The sequence below is a fragment of the Halomonas lysinitropha genome (assembly GCF_902500215.1).
In the GTDB taxonomy this organism is placed as follows: domain Bacteria; phylum Pseudomonadota; class Gammaproteobacteria; order Pseudomonadales; family Halomonadaceae; genus Halomonas; species Halomonas lysinitropha.
This window is the reverse complement of the sequence record NZ_CABVOU010000027.1, coordinates 390,503-412,826: the sequence shown is the minus strand read 5'-3', so window position 1 is coordinate 412,826 and position 22,324 is coordinate 390,503. Positions and strand designations below refer to the sequence as shown.

General features: G+C 63.3%; 21 protein-coding genes. 12 read left to right on the top strand and 9 right to left on the bottom strand.

The window, feature by feature from the left end; translation table 11 throughout:
* Nucleotides 1-37 precede the first annotated feature (37 nt).
* Nucleotides 38-718 (top strand): TVP38/TMEM64 family protein, encoded by a 681-nt coding sequence (locus HALO32_RS06415; protein WP_151442935.1) that lies wholly within the window; start codon nucleotides 38-40, stop codon nucleotides 716-718.
* Between the two features lie 115 nt (nucleotides 719-833).
* Here HALO32_RS06415 and HALO32_RS06410 read toward each other — a convergent pair whose 3' ends face one another.
* The 4 genes from HALO32_RS06410 to HALO32_RS06395 form a co-directional block, all read right to left on the bottom strand.
* On the bottom strand, nucleotides 834-2,324 hold the full coding sequence (locus HALO32_RS06410; protein WP_151442934.1) for a SulP family inorganic anion transporter: 1,491 nt from the start codon (nucleotides 2,322-2,324) through the stop codon (nucleotides 834-836).
* 428 nt (nucleotides 2,325-2,752) lie between these two features.
* A complete protein-coding gene (locus HALO32_RS06405) occupies nucleotides 2,753-3,556 on the bottom strand; it encodes a slipin family protein (RefSeq protein WP_151442933.1) in 804 nt (267 codons plus the stop codon).
* Between the two features lie 58 nt (nucleotides 3,557-3,614).
* Nucleotides 3,615-5,060, bottom strand: a complete 1,446-nt coding sequence (locus HALO32_RS06400; protein ID WP_151442932.1) for an NfeD family protein — start codon at nucleotides 5,058-5,060, stop codon at nucleotides 3,615-3,617.
* Nucleotides 5,061-5,292: 232 nt separating this feature from the next.
* The gene (locus tag HALO32_RS06395) at nucleotides 5,293-6,024 is read right to left on the bottom strand and encodes a c-type cytochrome (protein WP_151442931.1); all 732 of its coding nucleotides are present in this window, start codon (nucleotides 6,022-6,024) and stop codon (nucleotides 5,293-5,295) included.
* 308 nt (nucleotides 6,025-6,332) lie between these two features.
* Between HALO32_RS06395 and HALO32_RS06390 the strand changes: the two genes are divergently transcribed.
* From HALO32_RS06390 to HALO32_RS06365, 6 genes are read left to right on the top strand one after another with little or no spacing between them, the layout of a single operon-like run.
* On the top strand, nucleotides 6,333-7,325 hold the full coding sequence (locus HALO32_RS06390; protein ID WP_325063451.1) for an aminoglycoside phosphotransferase family protein: 993 nt from the start codon (nucleotides 6,333-6,335) through the stop codon (nucleotides 7,323-7,325).
* Nucleotides 7,326-7,381: 56 nt separating this feature from the next.
* A complete protein-coding gene (locus HALO32_RS06385) occupies nucleotides 7,382-8,617 on the top strand; it encodes an ABC transporter substrate-binding protein (RefSeq protein ID WP_151442929.1) in 1,236 nt (411 codons plus the stop codon).
* Nucleotides 8,618-8,663: 46 nt separating this feature from the next.
* Entirely contained in the window at nucleotides 8,664-10,346 is a 1,683-nt protein-coding gene (locus tag HALO32_RS06380; protein ID WP_225809794.1) for an ABC transporter permease, read from the top strand.
* The gene (locus tag HALO32_RS06375) at nucleotides 10,343-10,978 is read left to right on the top strand and encodes an ATP-binding cassette domain-containing protein (RefSeq protein ID WP_192576454.1); all 636 of its coding nucleotides are present in this window, start codon (nucleotides 10,343-10,345) and stop codon (nucleotides 10,976-10,978) included. The genes HALO32_RS06380 and HALO32_RS06375 overlap by 4 nt, the downstream gene beginning before the upstream one ends.
* A gap of 60 nt (nucleotides 10,979-11,038) precedes the next feature.
* On the top strand, nucleotides 11,039-13,351 hold the full coding sequence (locus HALO32_RS06370; RefSeq protein WP_151442927.1) for a PAS domain S-box protein: 2,313 nt from the start codon (nucleotides 11,039-11,041) through the stop codon (nucleotides 13,349-13,351).
* Nucleotides 13,341-15,512: an EAL domain-containing protein gene (locus HALO32_RS06365; protein WP_192576453.1), complete on the top strand. Its 2,172-nt coding sequence runs from the start codon at nucleotides 13,341-13,343 to the stop codon at nucleotides 15,510-15,512. The genes HALO32_RS06370 and HALO32_RS06365 overlap by 11 nt, the downstream gene beginning before the upstream one ends.
* 16 nt (nucleotides 15,513-15,528) lie before the next feature.
* On the opposite strand, the gene HALO32_RS06360 is transcribed toward HALO32_RS06365, so the two are convergent.
* From HALO32_RS06360 to HALO32_RS06350, 3 genes are all read right to left on the bottom strand, one after another.
* On the bottom strand, nucleotides 15,529-16,104 hold the full coding sequence (locus HALO32_RS06360; protein ID WP_225809793.1) for a C40 family peptidase: 576 nt from the start codon (nucleotides 16,102-16,104) through the stop codon (nucleotides 15,529-15,531).
* A gap of 179 nt (nucleotides 16,105-16,283) precedes the next feature.
* Nucleotides 16,284-16,835: a hypothetical protein gene (locus tag HALO32_RS06355; RefSeq protein ID WP_151442924.1), complete on the bottom strand. Its 552-nt coding sequence runs from the start codon at nucleotides 16,833-16,835 to the stop codon at nucleotides 16,284-16,286.
* Nucleotides 16,832-17,869, bottom strand: coding sequence for a DUF3179 domain-containing protein (locus tag HALO32_RS06350; RefSeq protein WP_151442923.1), 1,038 nt, complete (start codon nucleotides 17,867-17,869; stop codon nucleotides 16,832-16,834). Before HALO32_RS06350 ends, HALO32_RS06355 begins: the two co-directional genes overlap by 4 nt.
* A gap of 192 nt (nucleotides 17,870-18,061) precedes the next feature.
* Between HALO32_RS06350 and HALO32_RS06345 the strand changes: the two genes are divergently transcribed.
* The 4 genes from HALO32_RS06345 to HALO32_RS06330 all read left to right on the top strand — a co-directional run bounded on the left by HALO32_RS06345 (nucleotide 18,062) and on the right by HALO32_RS06330 (nucleotide 20,563).
* Entirely contained in the window at nucleotides 18,062-18,766 is a 705-nt protein-coding gene (locus HALO32_RS06345) for a TIGR04283 family arsenosugar biosynthesis glycosyltransferase (protein ID WP_151442922.1), read from the top strand.
* Nucleotides 18,756-19,403: a TIGR04282 family arsenosugar biosynthesis glycosyltransferase gene (locus HALO32_RS06340; protein ID WP_151442921.1), complete on the top strand. Its 648-nt coding sequence runs from the start codon at nucleotides 18,756-18,758 to the stop codon at nucleotides 19,401-19,403. The genes HALO32_RS06345 and HALO32_RS06340 overlap by 11 nt, the downstream gene beginning before the upstream one ends.
* Nucleotides 19,404-19,745: 342 nt before the next feature.
* Nucleotides 19,746-20,324, top strand: a complete 579-nt coding sequence (locus tag HALO32_RS06335; protein ID WP_151442920.1) for a sigma-70 family RNA polymerase sigma factor — start codon at nucleotides 19,746-19,748, stop codon at nucleotides 20,322-20,324.
* Nucleotides 20,321-20,563: a zf-HC2 domain-containing protein gene (locus tag HALO32_RS06330; protein WP_225809791.1), complete on the top strand. Its 243-nt coding sequence runs from the start codon at nucleotides 20,321-20,323 to the stop codon at nucleotides 20,561-20,563. Before HALO32_RS06335 ends, HALO32_RS06330 begins: the two co-directional genes overlap by 4 nt.
* Nucleotides 20,564-20,592: 29 nt before the next feature.
* On the opposite strand, the gene HALO32_RS06325 is transcribed toward HALO32_RS06330, so the two are convergent.
* Nucleotides 20,593-21,051: a DUF302 domain-containing protein gene (locus HALO32_RS06325; RefSeq protein ID WP_192576452.1), complete on the bottom strand. Its 459-nt coding sequence runs from the start codon at nucleotides 21,049-21,051 to the stop codon at nucleotides 20,593-20,595.
* A 117-nt stretch (nucleotides 21,052-21,168) separates the two neighbouring features.
* Entirely contained in the window at nucleotides 21,169-21,435 is a 267-nt protein-coding gene (locus tag HALO32_RS06320) for a hypothetical protein (RefSeq protein WP_151442919.1), read from the bottom strand.
* A gap of 283 nt (nucleotides 21,436-21,718) precedes the next feature.
* On the opposite strand from HALO32_RS06320, the gene HALO32_RS06315 reads away from it, so the two are divergent.
* On the top strand, nucleotides 21,719-22,321 hold the full coding sequence (locus tag HALO32_RS06315; protein ID WP_225809790.1) for a DUF3047 domain-containing protein: 603 nt from the start codon (nucleotides 21,719-21,721) through the stop codon (nucleotides 22,319-22,321).
* Nucleotides 22,322-22,324 lie beyond the last annotated feature (3 nt).

Here is a 22,324-nt window from a genome sequence, read left to right as displayed (position 1 = left end):
AAGCTGTGGCCTTTTCATCACCGGCAGGAAGCCCACCATGTCCCGCCCTCTTGGTATCGCCCTCGGTCTATTGACCGCCCTGATCACGCTGGGGCTGCTCTGGCAGTGGTTCGCCATGCAGGACCTGCTGACCGCCGAGCGACTCAAGACATGGATCACCTCGGCGCCGGGCTGGCGTGACAACCCCTGGACCTTCCTGGTGGTGATGGCGGGCTACGCCGGCGCCCTGCTGGTGATGTTCCCGCTGAGTGCGATGGTTGCCCTCACCGGTCTGATATTCGGCCCCACCTGGGGCTTCATCTACGCCACCCTGGGGACCCTCACCTCCTCGGTGGCCTCCTACTGGGTGGGCAGACGCCTGGGACGCGATGCCCTGATGGCCTATGGCGGGCGCCACCTGCGCGGCATGTCGCGTTACCTGGCCAGGCGAGGTATCCGCACCATGACAGTGATCAACCTGCTGCCACTGGCGCCCTTCACGCTTACCAACATGATGGCCGGGGCCTTTCATCTGCGCTTTCGCGACTACATGATCGGCTCGACGCTGGGCATCGTGCCGGGTCTTGCGGCGGTGACGCTGCTGGGCAGCCAGCTGGGCGCGCTGGTCACCGCCACCAGCCGCGAAGAGCTTCTTTGGTCGCTTGCAGGCCTGGCCGCCGGCATTGCCATCCTGATTGCCCTGCGGCGTTACGCCCAGTGGCGTGGTAAGCAACGCTGAGAAACCTGCGGATGAACAGGAAGTAGCCGCCCATAGGGAATTCCAGGCGGCGTAGCCACACACGCCTTCGGAAAACGGTGAGCCGTCGATGGCGGCCATTACCTGTTCTGCCATGTCAGTGACCTCCCATCAGTTTCTCGACGGCCTCGGGGTCGTCGTGTACGGCGAAGCGGTCGACGATGGTAGCGCTGGCCTCGTTGAGGCCGATCATCTCTACCTCGGTGCCCTCGCGGCGGAACTTGATCACGATCCGATCCAGGGTCTGGACGGCGGTGATGTCCCAGAAGTGGGCGCGGGACAGATCGATAGTGACCTTCTCCACGGTCTCCTTGAAGTCGAAGGCCTCGCCGAAGCGCTCGGAGGAGGCGAAGAACACCTGGCCCACCACCTTGTAGATGCGCGCGTTGCCCTCATCGGCCTCCTCGCTTCCGACGTAGAGGATATTGCCCACCTTGTTGGCGAAGTTCATGGCGGCGAGCAGCACGCCGACGAAGACGCCGATGGCCAGGTTGTGGGTGCCCACGGTCACCACCACGGTAGCCACCATGACCATATTGGTGCTCATGGGGTGCTTCTTGAGGTCCTTGATGGAGCTCCAGCTGAACGTCCCGATGGCCACCATGATCATCACCGCCACCAGCGCCGCCATGGGAATCTGCGAGACCCAGTCGGCCAGGAACACCACCATCAACAGCAGGGCCACGCCAGCGATCAGGGTCGACATGCGACGGCGACCGCCGGACTTGATGTTGATCACCGACTGGCCAATCATCGCGCAGCCCGCCATGCCGCCGAGCAGGCCGGAACCGATATTGGCGATGCCCTGGCCCTTGCACTCGCGGTTCTTGTCGCTCCGGGTATCGGTGAGGTCATCGATGATAGTAGCGGTCATCATCGACTCCAGCAGGCCCACCACGGTCAGCATCAACGAGTAGGGCAGGATGATCATCAGGGTATCGAGATTGAGCGGCACTTCGGGCCACAGGAACACCGGCAGGCTGTCCGGCAGTTCGCCCATGTCGCCGACGCTGCGGATCTCCATGCCGGTGAGCAGATAGACGGCGGTCAGCACCACGATGCACACCAGCGGCGAGGGAATGGCCTTGCCAATCACCGGCACATAGGGGAAGCCGTAGATGATCGCCAGGCCGGCCAAGGTCATGGCGTAGACATGCCAGGTCACCCCGGTCAGCTCCGGCAACTGGGCCATGAAGATCAGGATCGCCAGGGCGTTGACGAAGCCGGTGACCACCGAGCGCGACACGAAGCGCATCAGGTCGGCAAGCTTCAGGTACCCCGCGATGATCTGCAGCACCCCGGTGAGCAGAGTGGCGGCCAGCAGGTACTCGAGGCCATGCTCCTTGACCAGGGTGATCATCAGCAGCGCCATGGCGCCGGTGGCCGCCGAGATCATGCCGGAGCGCCCGCCGGTGAAGGCGATGATCACGCAGATGGCGAAGGAGGCATAGAGGCCCACCTTGGGGTCGACGCCAGCGATGATGGAGAAGGCAATGGCCTCGGGAATCAATGCCAGGGCCACGACGATGCCCGCCAGGGTGTCGCCCTTGAGGTTGGAGAACCAACTCAGTTTCATTTTTTCGTACATGCTGCAGTCCAGTCAGGGGGGTGAGGGATAGGCCTTCAGTCGTCTGAGTCCTGTCGTGCCAATGCCTTTTCCGACGCCACGGGTGGGCGTTGTCGCCGACAGCGGACTCAGGAGAAGACGGAAATCGCGAGGTGGCGGCTAGGGCGCCTGAAACATCATGACGATGTCGAGCAATGACGCACCGAAAAGGGTGGCATCGCCGGGAGATAGGGAAGGGTGCGCTAGGGCGGCGTGGCCAGCCCTGTCAGGGGAGTCATCATGTGCTTGGGGTTCATCAGACGAAAGTCCAATAGGTGCGGGCAACGAGAACGCGGAATTCTAGCAGAACATATGCTGCAGCGCACCCTGGTCGCTGGCCGGGACAAGAGGCGCCGACGACAGGTCATGGAGAGGGAGACCTGTCGTCGGATCAGCCTCGTCGGAGCGCGTCAGGAGGCGTCGTTATCATTCGGCGCAGCCCCGTCGGTACGTGCCCTGGCGGCGGGCGAGGCCTTCATGTGCTTGAAGGCCTCCATGATGTCCATAGGCAACGGGAAGACGATGGTGGAAGCGTTCTTGTTGCTCATGTCGCTCATGGTCTGCAGGTAGCGCAGCTGCAGGGCGGCGGAATTCTCGGACATCACGTTGGCCGCCTCGACCAGCTTCTTGGAGGCCTGCAGCTCGCCCTCGGCGTGGATCACCTTGGCACGACGCTCGCGCTCGGCCTCGGCCTGGCGGGCAATGGCGCGGATCATGCTCTCGTCGAGGTCAACATGCTTGATCTCCACGTTGGCTACCTTGATACCCCAGCTCTCGGCGGAGCTGTCGATGATCTCCTGGATGTCATCGTTGAGCTTATCGCGCTCGGAAAGCATCTCGTCGAGGTCGTGCTTGCCAAGCACCGAACGCAGCGTGGTCTGCGCCAACTGGCTGGTGGCATTGACGAAGTTCTCCACCTGAATGATCGCCTTCTCCGGGTCCACCACCCGGAAGTAGAGCACCGCATTGACCTTGACGGTGACGTTGTCCTGGGAGATGACGTCCTGCTCCGGTACGTCCATGGTAATCACCCGCAGGTCGACTACCTGCATCTTCTGGATGCCGGGGATGATGATCAGCAGGCCCGGCCCTTTCACCGCCTGGAAGCGGCCGAGGAAGAACACCACCCCGCGCTTGTATTCGGGAAGGATGCGGATCGACGCCGCCAGCAGCATGACCAGCAGGACGACCGGAACGAGATAGGAAATCAACATGACTTGCTCTCCTTCGATGTGTCCGGCGACGGTAGGCGCCGGGGTTCTTGCCAGAGTCTCAGGACGCGGCGTCGAGCGGTTCCACTTCCAGCGTCAGGCCGTCGACCGCCGTCACCCGGACCGCCTGCCCACGGGCCAGCGACTGCGTGCTTCGCGCATTCCAGCGCTCACCCATCAGCCGCACATGCCCTTTTCCCTCGAAATCCTCGACGGCGGTGGCCTCACTGCCGACAAGTTCCTCCTGCCCGGTCCGCGGCGCGCGGCGACGCAGTCCGATGAACCGGGTCATCACCCACAGCATCAGGCCAGCCGCCAGCAGGGCAATACCGCCAATCATCGGCAGCGAGATATTCAGGTTGTCCGCATCCATCAGCATCACCGATCCGATCACGAAGGCGACGATGCCGCCTATTCCGAGAATGCCGAAACTGGGCATCAAGGCCTCGCCCACGATCAGCCCCAACCCCACCAGGATCAGCGCCAGGCCAGCGTAGTTGACCGGCAGTACCTGGAAGGCAAACAGCGCCAGCAGCAGGGAGATGATGCCGATGGTACCCGGTATCAGGCTACCCGGGTTGGACAGCTCGAAGATCAACCCGTAGAAGCCGATGATCATCAGGAAATAGGCGACGTTGGGATTGGTGATCACGGCCAGCAGCTTGGTTCGCCAGTCGGGATCGAAGCGTTCGACGGCAAGGTCAGCGGTCGCCAGGGTCCGCTGCCCGTCATCCATCACCACGCTGCGACCATCGAGCTGCTCGAGCAGATCGTCGAGGTCGCGGGCCACCACGTCGATGACGTTGTTCTCGAGCGCTTCGCTGGCGGTCAGGTTGACCGCCTCGCGCACGGCTCGCTCCGCCCAGTCGGCATTGCGATCATGACGTTCGGCGAGCGAGCGGATATAGGCCACCGCGTCCTCCAGCACCTTGCGCTCCATGGCTGTCTCGCCGCGCCGTGGCTCGTCATTCGCCGTGTCATCCGTGGCCTCCGGGTCGGCCGCTTCCTCCTCGGCCGACGCATCGTCGGTCTGGCCTTCATTTTCCTCCTCGCCGCCGAGGCCCGGCAGCCCCCCTCCCCCCATCTGCACCGGAGTCGCCGAGCCGAGATGGGTGGCCGGCGCCATGGCGGCGACATGACTGGCATAAAGCAGGTAGGTGCCAGCGCTGGCGGCTCGGGCACCCGCCGGCGCGACATGGATGGCGACCGGCACGCTCGAGGAGAGCATGGCGCGAATCATGTCGCGCATGGAGGCATCGAGCCCACCCGGGGTATCCATCTGCACCACGACCAGCTCGGCATCGCGCTCCTCGGCGAGTTCCAGGCCACGCTGGAAATAGTCGCTGATGGCCGGCCCGATGGCATCGTCGACCGTCATCACCAGAGCGCTACGCTCGTCCTGCTGCGCCTGCACCTGCCAGGCCAGCAGGGCACCCAGTGCCAGGCACAGCAGGCTGGCCAGCAGCAGTAAATGCCCGGCGATGCGCCTGCGATCCGGATTCGTCATCTCGAGCCTACCCTGCGATTCGTCTCCCCGAGAGCCTCATCGGGAGACAGTGGTTCAGTCATTGCCGATATCAGCGTAGGCAGTGAACCCGCGGGCGGCAACAGCCCGCCTGCGGTATCAAGGTAAGAAGAGGCCCTCACCGCAGGAAGCCGGACCCGCCAGATGGCGGGTCCGGAGATGATGGCAGAGAGAATAGAGAGGAGGTGAGCGCGCTCAGCGCCGCAAGCCGGGCTCAGAGGTCATGCGGCTCTCCGGCGACGCGCTTCTGAACCTCTACCATATAGGCGGCCAGAGACGTCAGCTCCTCGCTGCCCCACTCGAGCGGCTCGGACGCCATCGGCGCGACCATGCAGATCTGCACCATCTCGTCGGCATGCACTTCGGACATGCCGAACTGGTTGGAAGCCATCGCTACCTGGTGAGGGAAGGGCTGTTCGAATGTCGGATTGTAGCCCATGTCCTGACCATCACTACCATGGCAAGTCGCGCAGGAAAGGCCGTTGCTGCTCAAGGAGGTGTCGTAATACAGCTCCTTGCCGCGAGCCAGCATCTCCTCGGGGTTATCGCCGCTCTCGCTGTAGGCCGGCGAGTAGCCAGCGGGCCTGGCCACCGCGGCGCTGGAGCCACCCTCGGCTTCCGCTTCACCTTCCGCTTCACCTTCTGCCTCGCCTTCTGCCTCGCCTTCTGCCTCGCCTTCTGCCTCGCCTTCTGCCTCGCCTTCTGCCTCGGCTTCTGCTTCACCTTCCGCTTCACCTTCCGCCTCGGCAGCGCCTTCGGCGTGGTTGCTGGCCAGCATCAGGGGTGCCTCAGAGGGCGAGGTAAAGTTCGAAACGGCCACGTCATCGCCTGCTGAGGCCTGAAGGACGGCCCCTCCCGCCACCAGGGCAAGCAAAGGAGCCGTGTAGGCCAGCTGCCGATTCAGGCGACCCAGCAGCTTGCGACGCTTATCGTCATGCTGTGACATGATTTTCACCCTCGTTGTGATTGTTCAGGAAATGGGGGGTACGCTGACCCTACTCTTGCGTATCAGCGCTCTTGTTGTGTCGACACGCGCGGCCCAGGCTTACAATCGTGGGGAAAACCGTCCGCGCACCAACGCCGATGTAAGGAATACCCGCCTCGTGCGACCATCAATGATCGATAGACCAGACAACCAGGAACGTCATGCCGGATAGCGTCTTTTCCCAAGCCTCGTCACCGTCCCGAGCAGATCTCTGCCACCCTCTGGCCGAGGCCGTGCGAAACGCCGGATATGATGCGGGCATACAGGCCATGCAACCGATGGCCGACACCGGCCTGGCCCATCACCATGTGTGGCTCGAGCGGGAACAGATAGACTGGGTGGCACGATTACCCAAGCAGAGCCAGATGCAGCTCGACCCTGCCGCCAACCTCGACTATCAGGCGGCCTGCTTCGACCGCGCCAGCCAGGGCGGTCACGCCCCCTCCCTGCACGGTATCCTCCCGCCCAGCGCGGCGCTGCCGCGGGGTGGTCTGCTGGTGAGCGCTATCCGGGGCCGCCCGGCGCAACTCCCGGAGGATCTTCCCGATATCGCCGAGGCGCTGGCCAGCTTCCATGTCCTGGACGTGCCCGACAGCGAGGTGCGTCCACCACTGCAGTCCCCCCCCGACCCCTGGGCGGCGATGCTCGAGGAGGTCAGGGACCAGGCCGGCTTCCTCGACAGGGCCGGGCTGAATACCAAAGCCCGACAGCTGATCGAGGCCGAGCTGGCCGCTCTCCCGGAACGGCTGCCTCCCGGGGCTGGCGCCGAGCCTCGACTGATCAGCTTCGATGCCCACCCGGGGAACTTCCTCGTCACCGACTCCGGACGCGCGGTGCTGGTGGACCTGGAGAAATGCCGTTACGGCCTGGTGGGCTTCGACCTGGCCCATGCCAGCCTCTACACCTCCACCACCTGGGATCTGCAAAGCCGGGCCGAACTGCTACCCCAGGAGGTGGCCGCCTTCTATCGTCACTGGATGTCCGCCACGGGCTTTGCCGACGAGACCGCCACCTTGCTGGCGTGTCGCCGCGCGATGTGGCTCTGGTCGCTGACCTGGTGTGCCAAGTGGCGAGCCAGTCATCTTCTCGAGCGCGATGCCTCGACCAGGGGGGAAGACTGGTCGACCGAGCTGAGCGACGATGCGCTGATCGCCCATGTCCGCGACCGTGTCGACCACTATCTTTCGGTGCCCGTTATCGAGCATGTCCAGCAAGAGAGTCGCGTGCTGGCACGCCTCCTCTCCCCCCATGGCCAGGACTAGCCAACGCTTCTCTCGACTGTCCCCTTAGGGCACCCCTCACGAAAAGGAACCCAGTGATGCGCGCTTTCTCCCCTCGGCTCGCCACCCTACTACCGGCCCTGCTGCTCTGCGGCCCTGTCGCCGCGGCTCCCGATCCGACCAACTGGACGGCCGTGCTCGACGAGGCCAGCGGCCAGAACGTTTACTGGTACGCCTGGGCCGGCGACCAGCGCACCAACGACTACATCGACTGGGTGGCCGAGCGAGTCGAGGAGCAGTTCGACATTGCGCTCACCCACGTCAAGATCGGGGATACCGCGGAGGCGGTCTCACGGGTGCTGGCGGAGAAGCAGGCCGACAATGACGACGACGGCAGTGTCGACCTGGTCTGGATCAACGGCGAGAACTTCGCCACCATGAAGGCCAACGACCTGCTGTTCGGCCCCTTCGCCGACGCGCTGCCGCATTTCGCACTCACCTACCCCGAGCAAAATCCCGAGGTGGTCACCGACTTCACCCTCCCCACCGAGGGTTACGAATCGCCCTGGGGCCGGGCGCAGATCACCTTCTACTATGATAGCCATGAGCTCCGCGGGGATAGCCAGGAGATCGCGACGCCCCCCCAGGATATCCACTCCCTGCGGGAATGGGCCGAGGCCAATCCGGGGCGCTTCACCTACCCCCGGATACCCGACTTCACCGGCAGCACCTTCCTGAAGCAGGCGCTGATCGCACTGACCGATGAGGACAAGGCGCTCTACGCCCCGGTCGAGGAGAGCGACTTCACGGCAGTCACTGCCCCGCTGTGGGACTACCTGGATGCGCTTCACCCCCATCTGTGGCGCAGCGGTCGCCAGTTTCCCGCCACCGGGCCCGAAATGCGCAGCCTGATGAGCGACGGCGAGCTGTCGCTGGCCTTCACCTTTTATCCCTCGGTGCCCGCCGCCGCGGTGGCCGACTATGAATTACCGCCCAGCACGCGCAGCTACGTGCTGGATGAGGGGACCCTGGGCAACGTTCACTTCGTGGCCATTCCCTACAATTCGCCCCACAAGGCCGGCGCCATGGTGGTCGCCGATTTCCTGCTCTCGCCCGAGGCTCAGGCACACAAGCAGGACCTCGGCGTCTGGGGGGATCGCACCGTGCTGGATGTGACCCGCCTCGATGACGAGAGCCGAGCCCTCTTCACCCTGGACGAGAGCAACCCGGCGATGCTGCCCGCGGGCGCTCTGCAAAAGACGCTCCCCGAGCCGCATCCCAGCTGGATGACGGCCCTGCAGGACGCCTGGCAGGCCCGCTACGTCGGCAACTGATGGCGCGGAATAGCGCCCTGGGCGCTGCGGCGATGAGGCCCGTCTAATGTTGCTTCGTCTGGCGCCGGCGCTGATCGTCATCCTGCTGGTCGCGCCAATCCTGGCCGGCCTGGCCATGGCGCTGATGCCGGCCTTCGGTTACCTGCCGGTACTGGGAGGAGAGAGCCTGTCGCTCGACCCCTGGCGAGCCCTGTTCGCCGAGCCCGGCATCTGGCGCTCGACGCTCATCAGCCTCGCCAGTGGACTCATCGCCACCGCCGTGTCGCTGGCGGTCGTGTTTCTCTACCTGGCCGCCGCGAGCGGCAAGCGATTCGACCGCTGGGTACGACGGCTGGTCTCGCCTTTGCTCTCGATTCCTCATGCCGCCGCGGCCTTCGGCCTGGCCTTCCTGATCGCCCCCTCGGGGCTCATCGCGCGTCTCACCTCGCCGGGGCTGACCGGCTGGGAGCGTCCGCCGGACCTGCTGATCGTCCAGGACCCCTGGGGGCTGTCGCTGATCGCGGGGCTGGTGATCAAGGAGATCCCCTTCCTGCTGTTGATGAGCCTGGCGGCCCTATCCCAGCTCGACCCCGAACGCCGCGTGGCCATGGCCCGCTCCCTGGGCTATCGCCCGACCCTGGCCTGGTGGAAGGTGGTCGCTCCGTCACTCTACCCCCTCATCCGCCTGCCGGTGTTCGCGGTGGTCGCTTTCGCCTCATCGGTCGTGGATGTGGCGATGATCCTCGGCCCCACCCTGCCACCCACGCTGGCCGTCTCGATACTCACCTGGTTCAGCGACCCCGATCTGGACAAACGCTTCATGGCCTCGGCCGGGGGGATCCTGCAGCTCGGGGTGACCGCCACGGCGCTGGCCATCTGGTGGGGTCTGGAACGACTCGTGGCCAGGCTGATGGGGTGCTGGATCGAGCGAGGTGGACGCACGAGAGGCGAAAATGGCCTGCGACTGGCCGGCAAGGGCCTGATACTGCTGGCTTCCGTAACCGCCTTCATCGGCATCGCCGGCCTGACGATCAACTCCGTGGCCGGCTTCTGGCGCTTTCCGGATGCCCTGCCGGAGAGCTTCACCGGCGCTCACTGGGTTCAGGCCCTTCCCTCGCTCGCCGGACCGATCGGCTCGACGGCGCTGATCGCCCTGGTCGCGACCCTGCTCGCCGTGACCCTGGCGCTGGGAGCACTGGAGAACGAGCAGCGGACCGAACGGCACCCCTCACGGGCCCTGTGGCTGCTCTACCTGCCGCTGATCGTGCCGCAGATCGCCTTCCTGTTCGGCCTGGTGGTGCTGGTGGAACAGTTCGGGACTCGACCGACCCATGCCCTGGTCATCTTCGGCCACCTGCTGTTCGTGCTGCCCTATGTCTTCCTGTCGCTGTCCGAGGCCTACCGCCGCTTCGACCCGCGCTGGTCGCGTCTGGCGCTGACGCTGGGCGCCTCGCGCAACCGGGCCTTCTGGCGCGTCCGCCTGCCGATGCTGCTGGCCCCGATGCTCACCGCCCTGGCCGTGGGGCTGGCGGTGAGCATCGGTCAGTACCTGCCCACCCAGTTGCTGGGCGCCGGGCGCATCACCACAGTAACTACCGAAGCCGTATCGCTCGCCGCCGGTGGCAACCGCCGGATAATCGGCGTCTGGGCACTGGTCCAGGCCTGCCTGCCGCTGGTGGGCTTCATTGTCGCCATCGGCCTGCCCAGGTTGCTATGGTCGAATCGCCGCGCCATGCAGGGAGCCCCATGACTGCCCCCCATCGCCTCGAACTCCGTGACATCTGCATCAGCCTGGGTAGCCAGGTCCTGCTCGAGCTGGATGCCGAAATCGGTCCCGGTGAAGTCCTCACCGTCATGGGCCCGTCCGGCTCGGGCAAGTCGACCCTGCTGGCCTATCTCGCCGGCTTCCTGGCCCCCGACTTTCAGGCTCGAGGCCAGGTGCTGCTGGATGGACAGGACATCAGCCCCTTGCCCGCCGAGAAGCGCGGCATGGGACTGCTCTTCCAGGACCCGCTGCTATTCCCCCACCTGTCCGTGGCGGGCAACCTGCGCTTCGGCCTGCCTCGGTCAGTGGCTGACAAGGCACAGCGGGTCGAGGGCGCGCTAGCGCAAATCGGCCTGGCCGGCTTCGCAGACCGCGACCCGGCCACCCTCTCCGGTGGCCAGAAGGCCCGGGTGGCACTGATGCGCCTGCTGCTGTCGGCGCCTTGCGCCGTCTTGCTCGACGAACCCTTCTCCAAGCTCGATACGAATCTGCGCCACGAGATGCGCCAGCTGGTCTTCGACCTCCTGCGCGAGGCCGGCCTGCCCAGCCTGCTGGTCACTCACGACCGGGAAGACGCCGAGGATGCCGGCGGACGAATGATCGAGCTGAATCATTGATCCACGCCAGGCCTTGCGCAATAGTGAAGAGCAGGCCCGACCCTCACGGAGATCGACACGATGCGCGATGATCCCGGAACACGTGGCCACAGCGCTCATCAGGCCCATGAGCTGCTCAGCTTCCATCTCGACAACCTGCCCTTGGCGGTAATCGAGTGGGACAGTGACTTTCGCATCACACGCTGGTCGAGACATGCCGAGACCCTGTTCGGCTGGCCGGCGGAAGCGGTCATCGGGCTGCATCACCGTGACTTCGCCTTCGTCCATCCCGATGATGCCGAGTCCGTTGCCAAGGTCGTCCAGCAGCTTCTCCTCGGCACCGCGCCGCAGCATGTCTCCACCAATCGCAACCTGACCCGGGAAGGCGTCGTGGTCGAATGCGAATGGCACAACTCCATCCAGCTCGATGATCGGGGCCACGTCGCCTCGGTGCTCTCGGTGGTACATGACATCACCGAATGCCGCGAGATCGAGCGCTACCACCAGTATCAGCTGGATCTCTCCCGCAACAGTGAGGCGCGTTGGCGTCGTCTCTTTGCCGAGGCCGCCACCGGGATCGTCAAGGCCGACACCCAGGGCCGCTTTCTGTACGCAAACCGAGCCTTCTGCGACATGCTGGGCTACTCGGAAGAGGCACTGAGGTCCACCGACTTCCTGACCCTGACGCATCCCGACGACAGGCAGGCCAATCTGGACAAGCTCGGCTCTCTCTTGGCCGGCGATGCCAACGGCTTTATCATCGAGAAACGCATGCTCGATCGCAGTGGCAAAGTCCTTTGGTGCCGCAACAGTGTCTCCGCCCAGCGCGATATGCATGGCTCCATCCTCAGCCTGGTCGCCGTGATCGAGGACATCACCGCCCAGCGCGAGGCGGAAGCACGGCAGCAGTCGCTGGCCCAGCGGCTGACCCGAAGTCTCGAGAACATGAGCGACGCCTTCTTCCTGCTCGATGAGGACTGGAATTTTTCCTACCTCAATCACCAGGCGGAATGTGTGCTGGAACGATCCGCCGACGAGCTCCTGGGCCGCAACGTCTGGGAGGAATTTCCCGAGGCCAGGGAGAGCGAGGCCTGGACCTGCTATCACGCCGCCGCCGGATTCGGTGAAGCGAAACACTTCACCTTCTTCTACGGACCCCTGGCCCAGTGGTTCGACGTCAATGCCTACCCCGTAGAGGAAGGCCTGGCGGTCTACTTTCGTACCGTCACCGAGAAGAAACGCCTCGAGGCGCAGCTTCAGGAGGCGCAACGCATGGAGGCCATCGGCCACCTGACCGGCGGCATGGCCCACGACTTCAACAACCTGCTGACGGTGATAATGGGCAATGCCGACCTGCTCTGCGAGGCATTGGCGAACGACGTCCGACTCAGTCCCCTTGCCCGGGCCGTCGCCGAGAGCGCCCAGCGGGGTGCCGACCTCACTCAGCGCCTCCTCGCCTTCGCCCGACGCCAGGCCCTGGACCCGCAAGCTACCGATATCAATCGCCTGATCCGCGGGTTGACCGAGCTGCTGAGGCGAACCCTGGGAGAGCAGGTCGAGATGAGTTTCCATCTGGGCCAGGACCTCTGGTCGGCCGATATCGACCCTTTCCAGCTCGAGAGTGCGATCCTCAACCTCTCCATCAACGCCCGGGATGCCATGCCAAATGGCGGGTACCTGACCATCGAGACCCGCAACGTGTCGCTGTCGTCGCACTATGCCGACGGTCATCTGGAGCTGGCGCCGGGCGACTATGTCTGCATCGCGGTCAGCGATACCGGCACGGGGATTCAGGAGGCTATCCGGAGCCGGGTCTTCGAGCCTTTCTTCACCACCAAGGAGAAGGGCAAGGGGACGGGACTAGGGCTCAGCATGGTCTTCGGTTTCCTCAAGCAGTCCGCTGGTCATGTCAACCTCTACTCGGCGGAGGGGGAAGGTACCACCATCAAGCTTTACTTGCCGCGTATCCGGCAAGCGGCCGCGGAGCCCAGAGTCGCGCCGCACGAAGAGACGAACCTGACGGGCCGCGAGACCTTGCTGGTGGTCGAGGACGATATCGCGGTCAGGGAGTATGTCGTGGCGCAGCTCGAGGCGGCAGGCTATGGTGCGCGCCAGGCAAAGGATGGCCCCGGCGCCCTGGCGATTCTCGCCGCTGACACTGCCATCGACCTTCTCTTTACCGATGTCATGATGCCGGGAGGCATGACCGGGAGAGAGCTGGCCATTGCCGCCCTGAAGCGCAAACCCGACCTCAAGGTGATCTACACCTCGGGCTATACCGAGAATGCCATCGTGCACAATGGCAGGCTGGATGAAGGGGTTCGCTTCCTGGGCAAGCCCTATCGTCCCGTCGCCCTGCTCAAGAAAATCAGAGAGACCCTGGATGAAGACTGAACCGCCCGGCAAGGGAAAGCCGCCGCGTCTACTGATTCTCGACGACGAGGCGATGACCGGCGAGACCATTGCCCGGGTTGCCGTTTTCGACGGCTTCGATGCACGACACATCACCTCGCCGATGACCTTTTTCGAGGAGGCGACGCGTTGGCATCCGGATATCCTGGCCATCGACCTGATCATGCCGGAAATGGACGGCGTGGAAGTGATGGCCGAACTGGCCAGGCTTGGCTGTCGAGCCCGCTTGATCATCACCAGCGGCGTGGGCAGCCGGGTATTGGACGCCGCCGCACGCTCGGCGAGAGAGCACGGCCTGGACATTGTCGGCGTGATTGCCAAGCCCTTCTCGGCCGCGGCACTTCGCGAACTCCTGCACCAGGCCATCGAGAGCCGCGAGACCGCCGATCACTCGCCAGCCGAGGGAAATGCGCCCAGGGACGTTAACGTCCAGGACCTGGAGGAGGCGCTGACCCTGGGGCAGATTCATCTGGCGTATCAGCCCAAGGTGCGCTGTCGTACCGGCACCATCGTGGGTGTCGAGGCACTGGCCCGCTGGCAGCATCCCCGGCTGGGCTTCATCCCCCCGGATGTCTTCATTCCCCTGGCCGAGGCACATGACCTGATCGATCGACTCACCCTTCAAGTGACCGAACAGGCCCTCGACTGGCTGGCCGATATCTCCTCGGATGACACCGCCAGGCGAGTCGGGCAACACGCCCTCCAGGAGACTGTGCTGTCACTGAACGTCTCCGCGCGCTCCCTGGGCAATGTTGCCCTGTTCGACGCCATTCTGCAGCGCTGTCGCGAGCGTGACATCGCGCCCGAGCGCATCGTGCTCGAACTCACCGAGACCAGCGCCATGCAGGATGCCATCACCTCGCTGGATACCTTGACTCGGTTGCGCCTGCAGGGATTCCAGCTCTCCATCGACGACTTTGGCACCGGCTATTCCTCGATGGTCCAGCTGGTTCGCCTCCCTTTCTCTGAGATCAAGGTCGACAAGCGCTTCGTGATGACGGCCAACGATTCGGAGGAATCCCGTGCGGTGATCCGCTCGGTGGTGGAACTGGGGCGCAGCCTGGGCCTGAATACCACCGCCGAGGGAGTCGAGGACGGGGAGACGCTGGCCTATCTCGATGCGCTGAAATGCGATCTGGCCCAGGGCTACCTGATCTCGCGCCCGCTGCCGCCGGATGCGTTCCTCGACTGGTTCATCGCTCGCGAGTCCCAGCGCGAGGAGCGCCGGCTCGTGGCGCTGGCGGGCCTGGGCCTGCTGAACACTCCTGCCGAGGCACGCTTCGATCGTCTCACACGGCTGGCGCGCAGGCTCTTCGGTGTCTCCACCGTGCTGATCAGCCTGCTGGATCGTGATCGGCAGTGGTTCAAATCCCGTCAGGGTCTGGATATCACCGAGACCCCGCGTGACATCGCCTTCTGCCACAAGACGCTGGAACGCGACGGGCTGATGGTGGTTCCCGACACCCATACCCACCCCCTCTTCCACGACTATCCCGGGGTGGTGGGCGCCCCCTTCATCCGTTTCTATGCCGGCCGGCCACTCTACCTGCCCGGAGGCGAGAAGATGGGCACTCTCTGTCTGATCGACCCCGAACCGCGGGTCTTCGGGGCAAGGGATGCCGAGCTGCTCGATGATCTGGCCAGCATGGTCGAGAACGAGCTGGCACTCTACACGGGAGATAGCCATGATCAGCGCACAGGACTGCTCAACCGCAGGAGTTTTCGGGAGCAGGCCGAAGCCACCTGCCAGCTGTTCCGACGCCTCGGACTCCCCATGGCGCTGGTATCGGCGAGACTCGAAGAACTCCCCACCATCAACAAGCTCTTCGGACGAAACACCGGGGACCGACAGCTGCAGGACCTGGCCGGTCTGATGGCGGAAGTCGCCGAGGATGCCGACCTGACCGGCCGCTATCGTGCCACTGAGATCACCGCCCTGTTGATGGGCGCCGATCTCGAGAAGGCATGGCAGATCGGTGAGCGACTGTATCAAGCCGTGGTGCGCCACAATGTCAACCAGACACCCGATCAGGCCAGTCTCTCACCGAGTATCCGGGTGGCGGAGCTGTCGCCCCATGAAGGCGCCTTCGAGCAGCGCCTGGAAGACGCCTGGCAGTTCCACAGCGTGGTTGAGGCCGAGTGAAATGCCCGATACATGCTCAGGTCGATTCATGCCAGTTCAGCTCGCGGTGATCGAATCCACCCTGAAGCCGGGGCTTGACGACCTCGAACCAGGGAGACAGGTCAAAATCCCGCGGGGTGAACAGGGTAGGATGGCGACGCCGCAACAAGGTCACTTGGCCCTCGACGGAAATCGGCAGGATCGGATAGCGAATCGACTGGAACGCCTCGGCGATCAGGGTCGAACAGATGGCCCGAGTCGGGTCGCCGCTGCCCAGCCCGAGCATGTGTCGCCGCCAAGGCGTGGGCACAGGGGGTAGTGGCAGCAAGTAACGAGCCAGGTCGATGATATTGCGCAGATCATAGCGATGGCCCACTCGCCCACAGGCAAAGGCAATCAACTGCTCGAGGTCCTGCCGACCCAGACCCACCGGACGACAGATACGCAGGGGATAGCCGTCGAATTCCTCGAATCCCACGATACGCACCCCCTCCGCCAGGTCTGCCTCGATAAAGCCACCGCCATTGGTCGAGCGTGCCGACCCGGAACAGCCGCCCTCGCCGACGTAGAGAGCGACATGCGACCAGGTGGACTGCGTCAGGTACTTGATCACCGTGCTGATTCTCGAGGAACCTTCTACCAGCAGGACGTCTCCGGGCTGGAGGCATGCTCGGACTCCCTCGTTGACAGGCGACAGGGGGCGATGCCAGGGCCTGGGGCAGGATAACCAGCAACCAAGCCCATAACCGCAGCGCTCGAGCATGTTGGACATCGACTTGTTCCTCCAGCGACTCAGGAGGTGGATGAGGTCAGCGACTTGGCCAGGCGCCAGAGCACGACCAGCAGGATGACCAGAGCCAGCGGCACGAGAAGGGGCGAGATACTGGCAACGGTTCCCGCGATGGGAAGCCCCAGCCAGATGAGCACCAGAGGCGCACAGCAGGCACCCCCCGCCAACAGTGCGGGTATGCCCGCCAGGGTGCCTGCTCCCGAGGCACTCAGGCCGCACTGGCGTGGTGCCTTCCAGACCTTCAGGCCGGCAGCCACGGCGAGGCCCAGCAGGCCACCCATCATCAGCGCAAGCAGCGTATTGAGCGGACTGAAGGTCCACACCAGGGTGCCGACCTGGATCAGTCCCACAGGTTCGAATTGAAAGGGACCGCGTGCCTCGAAGGCACGCTCCCAGGCAGGGAAGGCCGCCTGCCATCCCCCCGTGCCACCGCCGCTGATATCCCCGTTCAACCAGAGATAGAGCCCGCCGTAGACCAGGGTGACCAGGACAATCAGGGCGAGCATCCTGGGGTCTTTCACCAGCATGGCCACCATCATGGCGATCGCTTTCATGGCATCCCCTCTCCCGTGTAGACCCGGGTATCGGGATAGAAGGCCGTCCAGGCAAACCACATGGCCTCGAAGGCGTTGACCCTCTCGAACTCCTCCAGGCCCGCACCCGTCACGCCTTCCGGACCGAACCTCAGGCCGTCGATGCTCACCTCGGCACGCCGAGGATTGTGGAAGACCCAGCCGGTATCCAGGCCCGCGTCGTGAACCACCGTATAGTGGCTGTCTCCCAGGGGCATCTCGACCACCGTTTCTTCACGCAGCGCATCCCGGGTGATGGCCGCGGCACCCTCTTCGGTCCGGAAGCCGAATATCTCGGTCTTGGGAGGAAAGCGGTCACTGCCGGCCATGACCGGGAAAAGGCGTGAACTCTGGGGCAGGTAGTAGCCACCCCGAGGGTTGTAGCTGCCGTAGGGATCGCGTTGATAGTTGCGCACGTAACCGGTCTGTTCGGTAAGCACTCGGGTATCAGGATGGCGAGCCTTCCATGCGCCCCAGGTGGTCCAGAAGACACGGAACTCCTCCAGGCCATGACCGGCCAGGGGACCGTCGATGGCGACACCCAGGATCTGGGGCCATTCGCTGTCGGTGGCGTGGTCGTACATGACCAGGTTACTGTTGACCAGTTTTCCCGACACCCCGAGTTGAGTATCGCCACGCTCGAAACCCAGTGCCGTACCCGTCAGGGGGCAGTAGGTCACGCTGATGGCTTTCCCTCCGACCTCGTCATTGACGATCTCGTGCCAGACCAGGATCCGCTGAGGATAGGCGCGCGCCTCGCCATCGGCGTAGAGTCCGATCACCTTGTCGTTGTCCTCGAGCACGTCCTCCGCCGCCACTGCCGACTGGAATCTCGGACTGTCGATGGAGGGGATGCCATCCTTTCCGGGCCCTCCCGACTGGAGAGCCTGGCGGAAGGCTGCGAGGGAATGGGCCACGGGCATCTCGGGCGGGTCTGCCGTGGGAAGTCCTGCCCCGACCCGGGGCGAAGCGAGCAACAATGTGGCCAGTGCGACCAGGATGCGGCGTGAATGCATCACTCACCTCCTTCCACCTTGGGGACTCAGGCTTCATCGCCGCCAGACGACTCGCGGCCTTACGTTTCAGTCGATCCGTTGTAATAGGCCTTACAGCACCGGCTGGACGCTGTTCTCAGACTGTAAGGCCAATATCGATGAAACGACCCTGGTCTTCACTGCACCGATCCGCGCATCAGGAGGATTGTCGGCATGCCGGATACACCGAAGCTCAGCATCATCATCCCGACACTGAATGAGGCGGGCACCATCGAGACGCTGCTGTCCGAACTGCGGTCGTGTCAGGCCGGCGGCGCAGCGGGCCAGGTGGAGGTGATGGTAGTGGATGGGGGCAGCCGCGATGATACGGTGGCCCGAGCAGTTCCCCTGGCAGCAAAGGTGATCGTGCGAGAGCCCGGCCGATCCAGGCAGATGAATGCCGGCGCGCGCGAGGCCCGAGGTCCATTCCTGCTGTTCCTGCATGCCGACACCCGGCTGCCCAAGGGAGCCGACCGGCTTGTCGAGCGCGCCCTGTCGGGGGCACATAGTTGGGGACGCTTCGATGTTCGCCTCGAGGGCCGCCATCTCATCCTGCCGGTGGTCGCGGCAGCCATGAACCTGCGCTCGCGGCTGACCGGTATCGCCACCGGCGACCAGGCGCTCTTCATGACACGCGATGCCTTCGATGCGGTAGATGGCTTTCCCGACCAGCCGCTGATGGAGGACATCGAGATCTCACGCCGACTCAAGCGACTATCGCCACCCGCCTGTTTGAGGGACAGGGTGATCAGCAGTGGACGGCGCTGGGATCAGAATGGCGCCTGGGCCACCATCCACCTGATGTGGCAGCTGCGCTGGCGCTACTGGCGGGGGGCGTCGGCGGAAGACCTGGCCCGGGAGTATCGCCATGTGCGCTGACACTCACGCTCACTTCCCCCTGGCGATACTGGCCAAGGCGCCCATTTCCGGACAGGTAAAGACACGCCTGATGCCGGCCCTGGGTGCCGAGGGCGCCTGCCGGCTTCATGAACGGCTGCTGCAGCAGGCGGTGGACACTGCGCTAGCGGCAACCTCGCCGCACAGCATCACCCTGTGGACGGCACTGGACCATGCCCATCCCGTGTTCAGGGAACTGGCCGACCGGCACGGCATCAGGCTTCGCGCCCAGCCGGAAGGTGATCTGGGGCAGCGTATGTTCCAGGCCCTGCAGGCCATGGAAGAGCCCGGACTCCTGATCGGCAGCGACTGTCCGGCACTCACCCCGGCCCTGCTCGAGCGCTGCCAGAGTGCTCTGTCAGAGGCCGACGCTGTCTTCCTCCCGGTCGAGGATGGCGGCTATGCGCTGGTCGGGGTCCGTCGAAACGACCAGCGCCTCTTCGCGGCCATCGACTGGGGCACGAACCGTGTCATGAAACAGACGCGCGCTCGTGCCCATGCGCTGGGTTGGCGACTGGCCTGCCCCGCCCAACTCTGGGATGTGGATAGACCCGAGGATCTTGACCGACTGGCAAATCATTCTGACACGATGATGAGAACAGGCGGCCGATACCGATAACCGGGCAAGACGACCGAATCACTAAAAGGAAGGAGATATATCGTTGGAGGAAATCCTCGCGACATACGCCATATAGAGACGTATCATTCAAGGAGACACGGACACTACTGCCACCGAACGTTTTCCGCTTTGCATCGAGATGCCGACAATCTTTGCAAGGAGTAGCGGCAGAATGCCGGAAGCTATTGTCGAAACGCGGCATGTTGAACACCGTAAGACTTCTGTAAGGAAAGCCTGCGGATAACGACACATCGTCTGAGGTCCTATGTCCTGACTGATACCAGCTGCTAGACTTAGCCGGACTCTGCTCAATCACCAGGATAGGGAATAAGGAACTCACTGATGAACGACAAAGAGGATAGGCTACAGCGACTTACGGCTGTAAGACCACGTCTGGTCTCCTTCGCCTTGATGCATTTACGTGATCGCAGCCAGGCCGAGGATGCCGTTCAGGAGGCAATGATGTCCGCCATCGAAAAGAATGAAAGCTTTGCCGGACGATCCGGTTACGAGACCTGGGTTTTCGGCATCCTCAAGTACAAGATCCTCGACACCATGCGCGTCCAGAAGCGTCATGGACGCTGGCAGCCCCTCGAGGATGAGGACGAAGACGACGCCATCGATCGACAGTTCCAGCAGAATGGCCGCTGGCAGGAGAGTGCTCGCCCTTCCAGTTGGGGGGAGCCCGAGGCGACTTTCGAGAACGAACACTTCTGGCAGGTCTTTGATGCCTGCATGATTGCGCTGCCGGACAACGCCGCCAGGGTATTTTCCCTGCGCGAGCTGATGGGGCTCTCCACCGAGGATATCTGCCGCGAGCTAGACATCAAGGAGAACAACTGCTGGGTGATTCTGCACCGTGCTCGGCTTCGTCTCAGGGCCTGCATCGAGAAAGGCTGGCTGAAGGGGGAGACGGCATGATGATGATGTGCAAGGAGGCGACTCGCCTGATGTCCCTCAAACAGGACCGCCCTCTGACGTTCCAGGAGCGAATCTCCCTGAGATTACATCTTTCCATGTGCGGCGCCTGCAGAGAGTGTGACAGACAGTTTACCCTGCTCCATGAGGCTGGCGAGAAATTCGTGCCGGAGCATGACCCCGACACGAAGGTTGAGCCCGACAAGAAGGATGACCCCGAACAGGACGATGACGGGCGCTGAAAGCCCGTCAATGCTGTACTCGCTTCAACTTACTGGCCTGCGGCCTCGTTTGCGACGTCCTCGAGCACATCGGCAACCTTGTCCAACGGGAGGTCGCACTCCTCCAGGGCATGGCGCTCGGCCAGGTAATGTGGCGAATTCCACTCCAGCCTGACACCCTCATCCGTCTGCCGCACCACCATCTTCTGGGGCAGGTCCAACGCCATGCTTCCCTGGCACTGCATCATCGGCGTTCCCACTTGTGGATTACCGAAGATGAAGGTGCGGGTCGCAGGTAATGAGAGCCCTGCGCGTTCCGCATTGGCGGCATGATCGACGACGGTCATCAGCGTTAACCCCTTGTCATCGATGGCATCGCGGAGGCGCTCCTCGACGCGATCGATATCATCTTTCGCCTCGATATGCATCATGCCGTGCTCTTCCGCCTGCACCATCAGCGGTATAGCCACGAAGATAGCCAAGGCCGTGCCGGTCAGCGTCTTCCACATGGTATTTCCTCACTCTTTCAGCGAATGTTATCTCAGAATGGCCAAGATCCGCGCACAAGGCAAGAACCCCGGACCTGAGGAGTTCAGGTCCGGGGCAGCTGGCGAGGAAAGGGGGGATTAACGCCACCAGTAGCGCAGAGCTTCTTGCGTCAGCTCCCATTGTTCCCATTCGCTATCCACTTGAGAATGCTGCTCATCGCCACGCTGATTGACGTGTCTTTCGCGTCGCCGTTCCAGAGAACCCTCCCCCTGCTGGACCGAGCTTGTGGTTTCTGCATGCAGTGCCTGTCGGCGCTTGTCCTGAAACTCGGAATCCATCGCCATCAGGGGGCCGGCACTTAGCATCAGGGATATTATGGCCAACATAAAACCTTGGGTTTTCATGGTAACACCTCATGATATCTGGCTGATAAAAGACCTTTAATCAGGCCTTGATACTTAGTGAGACAAAACCCAAGATCTTTACGCAGAACCGAAACAGAAAGAGTGAAAATTTTTGCTTCATTATTGTAATAAAATTCTCCTTACGCGATAATCCATCCAGTCTTACAAGACGCCATCTATCTGATGCAGGATGTGTGATATGAACAAAGCAGCCAGCTCGATAGCCAGACCTCTTTTCTTCTGCCATCTCGTAACGATGACGACATTTTTCGCAGGCCCTGTCATGGCAGCGGATGACCTTCATTTTTCGCCGGACGATATCGTCTCCTGGACGACTCGCCATTTCGAGGGCGAGACCGAATACCGGGTGATCGAACGGGATGACACTCGTCTTCTTCAGGCAAGTGCCCAACAACAGGCCTCGGCAAAATACCTGGAACGCGAGATCGACCTTGGCGAGACACCCTACCTCCATTGGTGCTGGCAAGTGTCCGGGGTTCATGAAGGACTCGACGAGACCCAAAAATCGGGAGACGATTACCCGGCCAGAGTCTATGTAGCACGCAAGACGGGCCTGCTGCCCTGGCATGTCGAATCGGTGAACTATGTATGGGCCTCGAGCCAGCCTGCCGGCACGGCCTGGCCCAACGCCTTCACCTCGCGCGCCCAGCTACTCGCCCTGCAGAGTGGCGAGACACGCGTGGGCGAATGGGTGGCAGAGGTGCGAGATGTTCGCGACGACTATCGGCGGCTTTTCGGGAGTCGCCCGGAGAGTATCGATGGCCTCGCCCTGATGAGCGACGGCGATAATGCCGAGGTGGATGCCACGGCCTGGTTCACGCATCTGGCCTTTTCCGCGAGCCCTGAGCCACCCGACTGCCCCTGACAC